Annotated in this window: 13 protein-coding genes; 9 read left to right on the plus strand and 4 right to left on the minus strand. The window is 72.9% G+C overall.

The genetic code is table 11. From position 1 onward, the window contains the following. Positions 1-5 precede the first annotated feature (5 nt). Entirely contained in the window at positions 6-1,532 is a 1,527-nt protein-coding gene (locus ACQP09_RS22285) for a DUF2079 domain-containing protein (protein ID WP_433402217.1), read from the plus strand. 121 nt (positions 1,533-1,653) lie between these two features. On the opposite strand, the gene ACQP09_RS22290 is transcribed toward ACQP09_RS22285, so the two are convergent. Beyond that, positions 1,654-2,283, minus strand: a complete 630-nt coding sequence (locus ACQP09_RS22290; protein ID WP_433402219.1) for an RDD family protein — start codon at positions 2,281-2,283, stop codon at positions 1,654-1,656. Positions 2,284-2,502: 219 nt separating this feature from the next. Here ACQP09_RS22290 and ACQP09_RS22295 point away from each other — a divergent pair, with 219 nt between their 5' ends. The 5 genes from ACQP09_RS22295 (at position 2,503) to ACQP09_RS22315 (ending at position 8,037) form a co-directional block, all read left to right on the plus strand. Beyond that, positions 2,503-3,384, plus strand: a complete 882-nt coding sequence (locus tag ACQP09_RS22295) for a bifunctional methylenetetrahydrofolate dehydrogenase/methenyltetrahydrofolate cyclohydrolase (protein ID WP_432152278.1) — start codon at positions 2,503-2,505, stop codon at positions 3,382-3,384. Between the two features lie 23 nt (positions 3,385-3,407). Next, positions 3,408-4,070 (plus strand): DUF3017 domain-containing protein, encoded by a 663-nt coding sequence (locus tag ACQP09_RS22300; RefSeq protein ID WP_433402221.1) that lies wholly within the window; start codon positions 3,408-3,410, stop codon positions 4,068-4,070. Between the two features lie 392 nt (positions 4,071-4,462). Continuing rightward, positions 4,463-5,734, plus strand: a complete 1,272-nt coding sequence (locus tag ACQP09_RS22305) for a DUF2690 domain-containing protein (protein WP_433402223.1) — start codon at positions 4,463-4,465, stop codon at positions 5,732-5,734. Between the two features lie 247 nt (positions 5,735-5,981). Next, a complete protein-coding gene (locus ACQP09_RS22310; protein WP_432152281.1) occupies positions 5,982-6,971 on the plus strand; it encodes a malate dehydrogenase in 990 nt (329 codons plus the stop codon). A gap of 118 nt (positions 6,972-7,089) precedes the next feature. Continuing rightward, positions 7,090-8,037, plus strand: coding sequence for a serine/arginine repetitive matrix protein 2 (locus tag ACQP09_RS22315; protein WP_433402225.1), 948 nt, complete (start codon positions 7,090-7,092; stop codon positions 8,035-8,037). A 25-nt stretch (positions 8,038-8,062) separates the two neighbouring features. Here ACQP09_RS22315 and ACQP09_RS22320 read toward each other — a convergent pair whose 3' ends face one another. Beyond that, complete coding sequence (locus tag ACQP09_RS22320) at positions 8,063-8,587, minus strand: carboxymuconolactone decarboxylase family protein (protein ID WP_433402227.1); 525 nt, start codon at positions 8,585-8,587, stop codon at positions 8,063-8,065. A gap of 47 nt (positions 8,588-8,634) precedes the next feature. Between ACQP09_RS22320 and ACQP09_RS22325 the strand changes: the two genes are divergently transcribed. Further along, positions 8,635-10,038, plus strand: a complete 1,404-nt coding sequence (locus ACQP09_RS22325; RefSeq protein ID WP_433402229.1) for a PLP-dependent aminotransferase family protein — start codon at positions 8,635-8,637, stop codon at positions 10,036-10,038. Between the two features lie 18 nt (positions 10,039-10,056). Here ACQP09_RS22325 and ACQP09_RS22330 read toward each other — a convergent pair whose 3' ends face one another. After that, positions 10,057-10,896 carry a hypothetical protein gene (locus tag ACQP09_RS22330; protein WP_433406710.1) on the minus strand — a complete coding sequence of 280 codons (840 nt, stop codon included), beginning with the start codon at positions 10,894-10,896 and terminating at the stop codon, positions 10,057-10,059. Between the two features lie 143 nt (positions 10,897-11,039). Here ACQP09_RS22330 and ACQP09_RS22335 point away from each other — a divergent pair, with 143 nt between their 5' ends. Both ACQP09_RS22335 and ACQP09_RS22340 read left to right on the plus strand, forming a co-directional pair. Then, positions 11,040-11,315, plus strand: coding sequence for a hypothetical protein (locus ACQP09_RS22335; protein WP_032756527.1), 276 nt, complete (start codon positions 11,040-11,042; stop codon positions 11,313-11,315). A gap of 5 nt (positions 11,316-11,320) precedes the next feature. Beyond that, positions 11,321-12,508 (plus strand): glutathionylspermidine synthase family protein, encoded by a 1,188-nt coding sequence (locus tag ACQP09_RS22340; RefSeq protein ID WP_433402231.1) that lies wholly within the window; start codon positions 11,321-11,323, stop codon positions 12,506-12,508. Between the two features lie 18 nt (positions 12,509-12,526). Here ACQP09_RS22340 and rocD read toward each other — a convergent pair whose 3' ends face one another. Next, complete coding sequence (gene rocD / locus ACQP09_RS22345) at positions 12,527-13,732, minus strand: ornithine--oxo-acid transaminase (RefSeq protein ID WP_433402233.1); 1,206 nt, start codon at positions 13,730-13,732, stop codon at positions 12,527-12,529. Between the last annotated feature and the right edge of the window lie 346 nt (positions 13,733-14,078).

Raw genomic sequence — 14,078 nt, forward strand, 5'->3', positions numbered from 1 at the left:
TCACCGTGCTTGAGCTGAACAAGAGTGCACCGGACCGGTCGGAACCGGGCCGGCTGCCCACCCAGGGCACCGGGCCGGACGGCCGCCCGGCGGACGGTTCACCCGGCCCGGAGAACGCCACCGCCGAACGCGTACCGCTGCGGCCGTATCTGATCGTCGGCGCCGTCCTGTGCGGGCTCTACTTCCTCTACTCCTACCTCCAGTACGCCCGCTTCGGCTCGCCCTCCTGGGACCTCGGGATCTTCGAGCAGGAGGTCCGGGCGTACGCGGACCTCCGCGCGCCGATCGTCGACATCAAGGGCCCCGGCTATCTGATCCTCGGCGACCACTTCTCCCCGATCGTCGCGCTGCTGGCCCCGCTCTACTGGCTCTGGCCCTCCGCCGAGTCCCTGCTCTTCGCCCAGGCCGCGTTCTTCGCGCTCGGCGCGGTCATCGTCGGCCGCACCACGCAGCAGCTGCTCGGCGGCCGCTCCGGGCTCTGCGTCACCGTCGCGTACGGACTCTCCTGGGGCATCCAGGAGGCGGTGAAGTCCGACTTCCACGAGATCGCCTTCGCCGTCCCGCTCCTCGCCCTCGTCTGCCGTGCGCTGCTCCTGAAGCGATACACCGCCGCGCTGCTCTGGTCGCTGCCGCTGGTCCTGGTCAAGGAGGACCTCGGCGCGACCGTCGCCGTCGTCGGCTTCCTGCTCTTCGTGTACGGGCGCCGCCTCCAGGGCGCGCTGCTCGCCGCGTTCGGCGTGGCCGCCTTCGTGGTCACGCTCATGGTCCTCATCCCGGCGGCCTCCAGCGCCGGGACGTACGACTACTGGCAGAAGATCGACAAGAACGGCGAGCAGGACGTCTCGATGCTGGACTCCGTCCTCGGCGTCCTGAACTCCTCCACCAAGATCGAGATGCTGGTCTTCCTGATCGGCATCACCGCGTTCATGGCGCTGCGCTCGCCGCTGACGCTGCTGATCATCCCGACGCTCGGCTGGCGGCTGCTCTCCCAGGACAGCAACCACTGGGGCATGGTCTGGCACTACAGCGCGATCCTGATGCCGGTCCTCTTCCTGGCCATGGCCGACGGCGTCCGCCGCAGCCGCGCGTCGGAGCGGCCCTGGCTCTCCTCGTACGCGAAGGTCGTCGTCCCGGTCTCCGTCGCGATCGCCGTGGCGATGACCCAGCACCTGCCGCTGCGCGACCTGCTGCGCCCGGACTCCTACCGCACCGACGCCCGTACGGAAGCTGCCCGGGAGGCGCTGAAGGCCATCCCGGCCGGCGCGCGGGTCGAGACCGACATCACGCTCATGGCCCACCTCACCTCGGACCGGACCGTCTACTGGATCGGCGGCGCCCCGGGCACCGCGCCCGACATCGTCGCCATCAACCTGGACTTCGGCTGGTCACGCCCGATCCAGGACCCGGTGGCGTACGCCGAGCAGCTCCACCCGGAGGCGCGCTACCGGCTCAAGCACCGGGGCGGCACCTTCGTGGTGATGGAGCGGACGACGCCGGAGCCGGCGGAGATCCCGGGCGTACGGAAGGGCTGAGCCCGGCCCGCGCGGGGATCGTGCGGTCCGCGCGGGGATCGTGCGCTGACCCGGCCTCGTACGCGCGAAGGCCGCACCCGTTCCGTACGGGTGCGGCCTTCGAACCGGATGCGGGCCGGGGTCACTTCGAGCGGATGACCACCGACGAGCAGACCTTGTCCGCGAACGTCTGCTTCTTCTCGTCCCAGAGCGGCCACAGCCACCCGATGTAGCAGGCGATGCTGTCCAGGAAGTGGGCCAGGCGGCGCACGAAGGCCATGCCGAAGCCCACCGGACGGCCGTCGGCCTCGCGCAGCAGCCGGATGCCGACGGCCTTCTTGCCGATCGTCTGCCCGGTGGTGCCCTCCTGGTACAGCTGCCAGAGGGCGAGGCCGATCATCACGAGCACGCCGATCAGGGCGATGGCGCCGCCCGCCGCGTCCCCCATGGCGCCGCCGATGCCGACGAGGAGGACGTACGGGGCGCCGATGATGAGGCCGTCGATGATCAGCCCGCCCGCCCGCAGGCCCCAGTGCGCCAGCTCCGGCATCCCGCCGCCGTAGCCGGGCTGGCCCTGCGGGTAGCCGCCACCGTAGGGCTGGCCGGGCTGCTGCGGATATCCCGGCTGCTGCTGCGGGTAGCCGTAGCCCTGCTGCGGAACGCCCTGCGGAGCCTGCTGCGGGTAGCCGTAGCCCGGCTGCCCCTGCGGCGGGCCCTGCGGAGGCTGGCCGGGCTGCTGCCCGTACGGGTTGTTGGGGTCGCCGAAGCTCATAAGGGGTGTTCCTTCAACAGACGTGTGGGGACGGATGGCCACACGGAGGAAGGACGACGTTCAGCGGCCCGCCCCCCGTACAACCGCGGCCTTCATCGTTATAAGCGCGACCCGCGTTTGTCCAGTCCAGGGCGCAGGACGTTGTGCAAGTGCAATCTCGGCCACAGGTGAGGCACAGGCAATTGGTATGCGGGCGGGGTCATCCGCGAGGATGGGGCCATGACTGCCCAGATTCTCGATGGCAAGGCCACCGCTGCCGCGATCAAGTCCGATCTGACCGTCCGTGTGGCGGCCCTCAAGGCGCAGGGGATCTCTCCCGGCCTCGGAACCCTGCTCGTCGGGGACGACCCGGGCAGCCGCTGGTACGTGAACGGCAAGCACCGCGACTGCGCGGAGGTCGGCATCGGCTCGATCCAGCGCGAACTCCCCGACACCGCCACCCAGGAGGAGATCGAGGACGTCGTACGGGAGCTGAACGCCGACCCGGAGTGCACGGGGTACATCGTCCAGCTGCCGCTGCCCAAGGGCATCGACACCAACCGGGTCCTGGAGCTGATGGACCCGGAGAAGGACGCCGACGGGCTGCACCCGATGAGCCTCGGCCGCCTCGTCCTCAACGAGACGGGCCCGCTGCCGTGCACCCCGCAGGGCGTCGTCCAGCTGCTGCGCGCGCACGGCGTGGAGATCAACGGCGCGCACGTCGTGGTCGTCGGACGCGGTGTCACCATCGGCCGCTCGATCCCGCTGCTGCTGACCCGTAAGTCGGAGAACGCCACGGTGACCCAGTGCCACACCGGCACCCGGGACCTCTCCTCGCACCTGCGCCAGGCCGACATCATCGTCGCCGCTGCGGGCGTGCAGCACCTGATCAAGCCCGAGGACGTCAAGCCGGGCGCGGCCGTGCTCGACGTCGGCGTCAGCCGGGACGAGAACGGCAAGATCGTCGGCGATGTGCACCCGGGCGTCCGCGAGGTGGCGGCCTGGGTCGCCCCGAACCCCGGCGGTGTCGGCCCGATGACCCGCGCCCAGCTCCTGGTCAACGTGGTCGAGGCGGCCGAGCGGACCGCGGCCGAGGCCGCCGACGCGGCTGCCGCGGGCTGACGGCCGGATCCGGAGGGAACCCCATGGGTGCTGGTACGAGTCCGGCCGACCCGGCCCCGGCGGGCGGCGCCGCGGAGTCCGTACGGGAGGAGTCCGTACGGGAGCGGTCCGTACAGGAGGAGTCCGTGCGGCAGGAGTCCGTACGGGAGGAGTCGGACGGCGGTTCGACGGAACAGGGCGGCGGCTCCACCGCGCCCGATCGCGCCGACCCGGACAGCGGCTCCACCGCCGCCGACCCGGACAGCGGCTCCACCGCCGCCGACCCGGGTGGCGAGCCGCCTGCTCCCCGCAGGACCCGGCGGTTCCCGCTCTTCACGCGCGACACCGCCCGTCCCGAGGGCGGCGGCCGGGCCGCTCCGCGTGACGCGCCCGCGCCGGCCCGCCAGTGGCCGCTGCTCACCGTGCTCGGCGCGGCGGGCGTCGGGCTGCTGGTCGTGGCGCTGGACCCGTTCGCCGAGGCGTTCCGCATCGGCACCATCCTGATCGGCGTGGCCCTGATCGCCGGAGCGGTGCTGCGCTGGGTGGTGCCGTCGGTCGGCATGCTCGCGGTGCGTTCCCGCTTCACCGACCTGGTGACGTACGGGCTGATGGGCACCCTGATCGTGCTGCTCGCGCTGGTCGCGCAGCCGAAACCGTGGCTGGACGTGCCGATCCTGGAGGACGCGGTCCGCTTCACGATCCGCTAGGGCCTGCCGTCAAACTGCCGCCTGCCGCGTGGGCCCGGGCGGGCACCCGTCAGGAGGTGCCCGCCCGGTGCGCCCGTCCCCACCCCCGAGGAGGGACGGACAGCCCGGTCCGGGGGCGGCCCCGGCTCACGGCGGAAGGAGCGGCCTCGCCCCGTCCCCGCTCCAGCGTCATGGACATGGAAGGCCTGCTACAAGGTGCGCCCGGGGCCTGTGGCACGGAAGTGACCATTCCGGCACGGTGTGATCGTCGCGCAACGATGGCAGACTGACACGGCGCTACGGACGAGGAGCGGACCGGTCCGGGGGACGCACCGGCCGGCGGTACCGGCCGCGGCGGGGGCACAGGAAGCACGTCCGGGGCATGCACCGGGGAGAACAGAGGGGGAGGCGCGATGCCTCGTTGGAGGACACTGCCCGAGGAACTCGACCCGCAGATCAGGGAGTTCGCGAGCCGGCTACGCGGGATCGTGGACCGCAGCGGGCTGGACACCAACACGGTGGCCGACCGCACGGGGTTCAGCGAGACGTCCTGGGAGCGGTACCTGAACGGCCTGCTCATCCCTCCGCGCCGTGCCGTCGTGGCCCTCGCCGAGGTGACGGGCACTCCGCAGCACCACCTCACGACCACGTGGGAGCTGGCCGAACGCGCCTGGAACCGGGCCGAGATGCGCCACGACATGACGATCGAGACCCTCCGCATCAGCCAGGCGCGTGAGGCGCTCGGCGCGAGCGACGCGGCGGACGGCAGCAGCAACGGAGCCGGCCGGTCCGCCGACGGCCGGCACAGGGCGGCCGGTTCCGCTTCCGCCGGCCGCGGCGCCACCGCGACCGGAACGGCCGGCGCCCACGGCCTGGCCACCGGACGCCCGGACACCGACCGCCCGGACGGCCACGGCCCCGACGCGTACGGCCCTGACGCGTACGGCCCTAATGGGAACAACCCTGACGCATACGGCTCCGATGCGTACGGCCCTGATCCGTACGGCTTTGACGCGTACGACTCCGACCTCCAACGCACCGACGGGCGCGCCCCCTCCGTCCCCACCCAGCGCGGAACCGTTCCTCCGGTCCCGCAGCAGCGCCAGGCCGGACGGCCGGCGGACGGCCCGCGCGGCGGCGGCGTATCCACCACCGGCCGCAGCAAGGCGATCAGGCTCGCCGTCGGTGCGGCCGGAGCGGTCATCGTCGTCGTCGGTGCGCTGATGCTCGCGCCCAGCGGCGACGAGCCCGCCGAGGCCGCACCGCCGGCCCCCACGAGCCAGGCCCCGACGGCCGCCCCCACGAGCCAGGCCCCCGATCCCGCGACCGAGGAGCCCGCGCCCGCACTGCCGGCCGGTGTCGAGTGCCAGGGCGACGACTGCACCGGGCAGAACCCCGACGAGATGGGCTGCGGCGGCGAGTACGCCCGTACGGTCACCACCACCGGGATCGGCGACTCCCGGGTCGAGGTCCGGTACAGCGAGGTCTGCTCAGCCGCCTGGGCCCGGCTCACCGAGGCGGGTCCGGGCGACACCGTGACGATCACCGGGAGCGCGGCGGCGGACGGGCAGAACGGCGAGGTCGCGGTCACCGAGGCGTACACGCCGATGGTCGCGGTGAGGACGGCGGCCGACGCGAAGGCCTGCGCGACGCTCACCTCCGGCACGAAGGGCTGCACCACGTAGCCACACGTAATGACACCGCGTAGCCACACGTGACAAGAGGTGGCCCGCCTGCGGTGAGTGACGGGTTGTGTGCGGTGCCACAGGGGGCCGGGCGGTCCGGACCTGCCGGGTCCGATAGCCTGGCCGCCGGAAATCTCTTCACGTCAAGATTCGTCGGACGACGCGTCGGGCGCGAAGGGGTCTCCCGCACCAGGGTCCGGCACCAGGGGCCGGGACCCCCACCGCCAGCTGTCTAACGGAGACCGCCATGACCCGCACTCCCGTGAATGTCACCGTGACCGGCGCTGCCGGCCAGATCGGCTACGCGCTGCTCTTCCGCATCGCCTCCGGCCACCTGCTCGGCCCGGACGTGCCGGTCAACCTGCGCCTCCTGGAGATCCCGCAGGGCCTCAAGGCCGCCGAGGGCACCGCGATGGAGCTCGACGACTGCGCCTTCCCGCTGCTGCGGGGCATCGAGATCACCGACGACCCGAACGTCGGCTTCGCCGGTGCGAACGTGGCCCTGCTCGTCGGCGCCCGCCCGCGTACCAAGGGCATGGAGCGCGGTGACCTGCTCGCCGCCAACGGCGGCATCTTCAAGCCGCAGGGCAAGGCCATCAACGACCACGCCGCGGACGACATCAAGGTCCTCGTCGTCGGCAACCCGGCCAACACCAACGCGCTCATCGCGCAGGCCGCCGCCCCGGACGTACCGGCCGAGCGCTTCACCGCGATGACCCGCCTGGACCACAACCGCGCGATCTCGCAGCTGGCCGCCAAGACCGGTGCCGCCGTCTCCGACATCAAGAAGCTGACGATCTGGGGCAACCACTCGGCCACCCAGTACCCGGACATCTTCCACGCGGAGATCGCCGGCAAGAACGCCGCCGAGACCGTCAACGACGAGGTGTGGCTCGCCGACACCTTCATCCCGACCGTCGCCAAGCGCGGCGCCGCGATCATCGAGGCCCGTGGCGCGTCCTCCGCGGCCTCGGCCGCCAACGCCGCCATCGACCACGTCCACACCTGGGTCAACGGCACCGCCGCCGGCGACTGGACCTCGATGGGCATCCCGTCGGACGGCTCCTACGGCGTCCCCGAGGGCATCATCTCCTCCTTCCCGGTCACCACGAAGGACGGGACGTACGAGATCGTCCAGGGCCTGGACATCAACGAGTTCTCCCGCAAGCGCATCGACGCCTCCGTCCAGGAGCTCACCGAGGAGCGCGACGCGGTCCGCGAGCTCGGCCTGATCTGATCCAGGGTCCGTACCCGCACCCGCACCGAGCGCACCGAGCGCCCCCGGCAGCCTGCTCAGGCCACCGGGGGCGCTCGGCTTCCCCGCCCGGTCCACCGCCCCGCCTCCCCGGATCGATATGGCAGACAATCGACTCCCCGGGCGGTCCCGAGCCCGCTTTGGCCACGAGACCCAGAGCTGGGAGACCGAGCCGCGGCGCGCCTACACCCCGCCACCGCCTCCGCCGCCCTCCGCCGCCCCGGTGGTGCCGCCCATGCCGTCGGCGGACCCCGGCGCGCCGCCGGGCCCGTACAACAACATCACCGGCACCCACCGGAACATCACCGACCCCCACCGGCCGGCGACCGCTTCCCGGACGGTGCGGGAGCGGATCACCCCGCTGACCGCCGGGCTCGCCGTGGCCGTGCTCGCGGCCGGTGCGGCGGCGCTCTGGTTCACGGCCGGTGCTGGTGGCGGCGGTGACGACGGCCGGGACGACGCCCGGAACCGTACGGCGAGCGCCCCGGCCGACGAGGTCACCGACCCGGACACCGGCCTAGCCGACGGCACCGGGGACACCGCGTCCGAGACCTCCGACGCCACCGGCACCGAGTCCCCGGACCCTGGCGAGCCGCCGCCCGGATACGTCCTCCAGGACGACGAGGAGGGCTTCCGGATCGCGGTGCCCGAGGAGTGGAGCGAACGTACGGAGAGGACCGGCGGGGTGTTCTACGCGCCCTTCGGCTCCGGCGAACTGCTCCAGGTCTTCCGGGTGTCCGAGCCCGGCATGACCGCGCTGGAGGCGGTGCGCGCGGCCTCGGAGGATCGCTCCGTGAGCGCCGGCTTCGAGGAGGTCCGCATCGGCGCCGTCGACCACCCGCTCGGGGGCGAGGCCGCCGAGCTGGTGTACGCGTACGACAGCGAGGAGACCGGCAGCCGGCGCCGGGTCGTGGAACGGGTCTTCACCGCGTCGGACGGCCGCCTCTACGCGGTGCTGGTGGCCGCGCCCGACGAGCAGTGGCCGCGCCACGAGGAGATCCTCTCCACCGCCGTGACGCACTTCGACCCGTACGACAGCCCGTTCTGACGCGGCCCGTTCCGGCGGCGGGCGATCAGTGCTTGAAGTCGCCCGGTGTGTAGTGCCCCGGTGTCAGCCGGCCGGTCACGCCGAAGCGGTTCCAGGCGTTGATCACCGTGATGGCCGCGACCAGTTGGGCCAGTTCGGTCTCCGCGAAGTGTTCGGCCGCCTCCGCGTACACCTCGTCCGGGACGAAACCGTCGGTGAGGACGGTGACCGCCTCGGTCAGCGCGAGCGCCGCCAGCTCCTTCTCGGTGTAGAAGTGCCGCGACTCCTCCCAGGCGCTCAGCTGGACGATCCGCTCGACGGACTCGCCCGCCGCGAGTGCGTCCTTGGTGTGCATGTCCAGGCAGAACGCGCACTTGTTGAGCTGCGAGGCGCGGATCTTCACCAGTTCGACCAGGACGGGGTCCAGGCCCTTCCCGGCGGCGATGTCGAGACGGACCATCGCCTTGTAGACATCGGGAAGCAGCTCGGAGACGGAGAGGCGCTGCGGGTGCTCGGCGGCGCGGTCGGCCGGGTGGGCGGTGGGTGCGGGGTGTTCGTGTGCGGTGGTCATGGGTACGACGCTACGGGGTCGGTGGCGCACCGGTATGGTCCATTTCCATGACAGATTCCTGGGCCGCTTTCGGCGCCGACCTGCATCTGGAGCTGGTCGGTACGGGGCTGCGCAGCGGGCTGATGGCGGCGCTGCGCGAGGCGGTGCGCAGCGGGCGGCTGGCCCCGGGCACCCGGCTGCCGTCCTCCCGGGCGCTCGCCGCCGACCTGGGTATCGCCCGCAACACCGTCGCCGACGCCTACGCCGAACTCGTCGCCGAGGGCTGGCTCACCGCCCGCCAGGGCTCGGGCACCCGGATCGCGCAGCGGGCCGCACCGCGCCGGCCTGCGGACCCGGTGGCGGCCCGGACCCGGTCGGCACGTCCGCGTACCGGCCACAGCCTGAAGCCGGGCTCCCCGGACGTGTCGGCCTTCCCGCGCACCGCCTGGCTCCGGGCCGCCCGCAAGGCGCTCACCGCCGCACCCGACGAGGCGTTCGACTACGGCGATCCGCTCGGGCGTGTCGAACTCCGCACGGTGCTGGCCGAGTACCTGGCCCGCGCCCGCGGCGTCCACGCCGACCCGGAACGCATCGTGGTCTGCGCCGGCTTCGTCCACGGGCTGAAGCTGCTGGGCGCGGTCCTGCGCGGCCGCCGGGTGCGGGAGCTGGCCGTCGAGTCGTACGGGCTCGACCTGCACCGCGACCTCGTCACCGCAACGGGTCTCGCCACGCCGTGCCTGCCGCTCGACGGGCTCGGCTCGCGGACCGGGGAGCTGGCCGGGATGCGCGGTACGGGAGCGGTGCTGCTGACCCCGGCGCACCAGTTCCCCACCGGCGTACCGCTCCATCCGGACCGGCGGGCCGCCGCCGTCGACTGGGCCCGCGCCACCGGGGGCCTGATCCTGGAGGACGACTACGACGGGGAGTTCCGGTTCGACAGGCAACCCGTCGGGGCCCTTCAAGGGCTCGACCCCGAACGGGTCGTGTACCTCGGCACCGCCTCCAAGTCGCTCGCGCCCGGCCTGCGGCTCGGCTGGATGGTGCTGCCGCGCGGGCTGGTCGGGGAGGTCGTGGCGGCGAAGGGGCCGGCCGACTGGATGTCCGGAGCCATCGACCAGCTGACGCTGGCGGAGTTCATCGCCTCGGGAGCGTACGACCGGCATGTGCGCTCCATGCGGCTGCGCTACCGGCGCCGCCGCGACCAGCTCGTCACGGCGCTCGCCGAACGCGCCCCGGGCATCGAGGTCAGCGGCATCGCGGCCGGACTGCACGCGGTCCTCGAACTCCCCGCAGGTGCCGAGCGATCGGTGATCCAGGCGGCGGCCTTCCAGGGCCTGGCGCTGGAGGGCCTGTCCCGCTACCGCCACCCCGACGCCCCGCCCGGCCGCGACGCGCTGGTGATCGGCTACGGCTCGCCGTCGGAGAGCGCCTGGACGGGCGCACTGGACGCGCTGTGCCGGGTGCTGCCGTAACAGGCCCTACAGCTACAGCTACAGCTGCTCCGGCTCCGGCTCCGGCGCCTCACCGAACCGGGCCAGCGCCAGCGACCCCGCCACCGCCACCGCGAACCCCGTCACCGCCAGCCAGCCCAGCCCCGCCCGGGTTCCGTCGCCCAGCCACACCACCCCCACCAGCGCCGGGCCCACCGTCTCCCCGAGCACCATCCCCGCCGTCGCCGTCGTCACCGACCCCTTCTGCAGCGCCGACGTCAGCAGCAGGAACGCCGCCGCCCCGCCCAGCAGCAGCCCGTACGCCGCCGGGTTCCGCACCAGCGCGCCCGGCGACACCTCGTCGACCAGCCGCACCGCCACCTCCACCACCCCGAACCCGAACCCGGCCCCCAGGCCCAGCGCCAGCGCCCGTCCCCGCGTCGGCAGCCGCCCGCCCACCGCACCGAGCACCAGCACCCCCAGCGCGGCGGCGGGCACCGCCCACGGCAGCCACTCCGGGCCCGGCAGCTCGCCCTCCTTGCCCGAGGCGAGCCCCAGCATCCCGAGCCCGGCGCAGACCACCGCCACCGCCGCCCACTCCGCCCTACTCAGCCGGACCGCCAGCAGCCGGGCCGCGACCACCGCCGTGACCGCGAGCGACGCGGCGAGCGCCGCCCCCACGGCGTAGATCGGCAGCGCGCGCAGGGCGACGATCTGGAGCACGAAGCCCAGGCCGTCCAGGGTGAGTCCGGCGACGTAACGCCACTGCCGCACCGCCCGCAGCAGCAGCGCGGGATCCACGCCCGCCCCGGAATCCGGCCGGCTCGCGGCCCGTGCGGCGATCGCCTGGAGGACGGAGGCCGTCCCGTAGCAGAGGGCGGCACCGAGCGCGCAGATCATCCCCAGGAGCACAAAAGGAATGTACCGGGCGGGGGTTCATCTCCTGGGTTTCGATCCGGCGGAACGGCGAACTAGTCTGACAAGCCGTCCGGCGATGAACGGGGTGCCGGACCGTGTCACGTACCACGGGGGAGAACGCAAGCATGGCCAAGCGGAGGCTGAGGTCGAGCACGGTCGTGCTCGGCGGCATGGGGCTGCTCGCCCTGACCATCACATCGTGCGGATCGGAGCCGGACCGCCGCTGCGCCGACCGGACGACGCAGAGGACCCTGCCCAGCTCCGAGTGCCGCAGCGGCGGCAGCGGTTCGTACTACTACGGCGGTGGCAAGAGCGGCGACGGCAAGGTCCAGGGCGGCAGCTTCGACAAGTCGGCGGTCGACCGGGGCGGCTTCGGCTGCACCAAGTCCGGCGGAGGCTGAGCCCGGTGGAGCGCCGCACCATCGAGCCGCGCCCCGGCTGGCAGCAGACCGTCGAGTCGCAGGGGCTGGTCTACCCGCTCACCCGCTACCCGGACGGTTCGCTGCGCCCCTACTGGGACGAGAGCGCCTATTACGTCTTCTCGCTGCCGGAGGTCGAGGCGCTGGAGGAGACCGTCGAGGAGCTGCACACGATGTGCCTGGCGGCCGCCGCGCACATCGTGGAGCAGGACCGTTTCGCCGACCTCGGTGTCACCGACCCGCGCTTGGCCTCGCTGGTCGCCGAGTCCTGGCGCCGCCGCGACGAACTGCCCTCCCTGTACGGGCGGTTCGACCTGCGCTACGACGGGAGCGGCCCGGCGAAGATGCTGGAGTACAACGCCGACACCCCGACCTCGCTCGTGGAGGCCGCCAGCCCGCAGTGGTTCTGGATGGAGGAGCGGTTCCCGGGTGCCGACCAGTGGAACTCACTGCACGAGCGGCTCGTCGACGCCTGGAAGCGGCAGGCCCGGCTGCTGCCGCCGGGCCCGCTGCACTTCGCGCACTCGGAGGGCGACGAGGCGGGCGAGGACCTGATGACCGTCGCGTACCTCCGCGAGACCGCCGATCAGGCCGGCCTCGAAACGCACGCGCTCTCCGTGGAGGACATCGGCTGGGACCGGCTGAGCGGACGGTTCGTCGACGACCGGCTCCGGTTCCTGCGCAGCTGCTTCAAGCTCTACCCGTGGGAGTGGCTCACCACGGACCGGTTCGCGCCGCAGGTGCTGGAGACCCTGGACAACGGCGGCGGCTCCGGCACCACCTGCTGGATCGAGCCCGCCTGGAAGATGCTGCTCTCCAACAAGGCGCTGCTGGCGGTCCTCTGGGAGCTGTACCCGGGCCACCCGAACCTGCTGCCCGCCTACCTCGACGGCCCGCGTGAGCTGGCCGGGCCCGGCGGGGCGGGGTACGTGTCCAAGCCGCTGCTGGGCCGCGAGGGCGCCGGGGTCGACCTGCACGGGCCCGGCTCCCCGGCGGTCCTGCGCGAGGAGCCGTGCTGCTACCAGGAGCTGGCGCCGCTGCCCGACATCGACGGCAACCGGGTGGTGCTCGGGGCGTGGGTGGTGGAGGACGAGTCGGCCGGGCTCGGCATCCGGGAATCGGCGGGGCCGGTCACGGACGAGTACGCCCGCTTCCTGCCCCACGTCATCCTCTGAGACCTGTACGGGAGTGGCTCAGGCGCTGAGCACCGTCCGCAGCCGGTCCAGCCCCCAGTCCAGGTCCTCCTTGGAGATCACCAGCGGCGGCGCGATCCGGATCGTCGAGCCGTGGGTGTCCTTCACCAGCACCCGCTCGGCCATCAGCCGCTCCGAGATCTCCCGGCCGGTGCCGAGGGCGGGCGCGATGTCGACGCCCGCCCACAGCCCCCGGCCCCGTACGGTCTCCACCGCGCCGCCCCCGGCCAGCAGCCCCAGCTCCCGGTGCAGATGATCACCCAGCTCGGCGGCCCGCTCCTGGTACTCGCCGGTCCGCAGCATCGCGATCACCTCCAGCGCCACCGCGCACGCCAGCGGGTTGCCGCCGAAGGTGGAGCCGTGCTCGCCGGGCCTGAACACGCCGAGGATCTCCGCCGACGAGACCACGGCCGACACCGGCACCACACCGCCGCCGAGCGCCTTGCCGAGCACGTACATGTCCGGCACCACGCCCTCGTGCTCCAGCGCGAACGTCCTCCCGGTACGTCCCAGACCCGACTGGATCTCGTCCGCGACGAAGAGCACGTTCCGCTCGCGCGTCAGCTCCCGCACCCCGGCCAGATAACCGGCCGGCGGCACCAGCACGCCCGCCTCGCCCTGGATCGGCTCGATCAGCACCGCCACGGTGTTCTCCGTCATGGCCTCCCGCATCGCGGTGAGATCCCCGTACGGCACGATCTCGAACCCCGGGGTGTACGGGCCGTAGTCGGCCCTCGCCTCCGGGTCCGTGGAGAAGCTGATGATCGTCGTCGTGCGGCCGTGGAAGTTGTCCGAGGCCACGATGACCTTCGCCATCCCGTCCGGGACGCCCTTGACCCGGTAGCCCCACTTCCGGGCGGTCTTCACCGCCGTCTCCACCGCCTCCGCCCCCGTGTTCATCGGCAGCACCATCTCCATGCCGCACAGCTCGGCCAGCTCCGTACAGAAGTCGGCGAACCGGTCGTGGTGGAAGGCCCGCGAGGTCAGCGTCACCCGCTCCAGCTGGGCGCGGGCCGCGTCGAGCAGACGGCGGTTGCCGTGGCCGAAGTTGAGCGCCGAGTAGCCGGCGAGCAGATCCAGGTAGCGGCGGCCTTCGACATCGGTCATCCAGGCACCCTCGGCCGAGGCCACGACGACCGGCAACGGGTGGTAGTTGTGCGCGCTGTGCGCCTCGGCGGAGGCGATGGCAGTTTCCGTGGCGGACACGGGATCTCCGTTCGTCGTACGGCGTGGGCGGGGGTGGTGCCCACTTTGTATCGTCGGTCGCATCCGGCGCAGGGAAACCTTCACTCTCCGGCGCGCCCGCCCGCGTACGTCTCCCGTGCCCTCCCACGCGCCCGCCCGCGCGCGCTCCGGCGGCCGGAATGTGCGCTTCGTCTCAGCTCCGCGCTCCCGGGGCGTGAGCGGCCCGGCACCCGAGCGGGTGCGCCCCCGCTGCGCCCCGCACCGGCTGCCGGGGATCGCCCCCGCACCTGAGACAATGGGCCCATGGCCTCTGATCGCTCCGCGCTCTCCACCGACCAGCCGCAGACGGGCCGCACCGGCGCGCCCG

It is taken from the genome of Streptomyces sp. CA-146814 (genome assembly GCF_050942385.1).
Classification (GTDB): Bacteria; Actinomycetota; Actinomycetes; order Streptomycetales; family Streptomycetaceae; genus Streptomyces.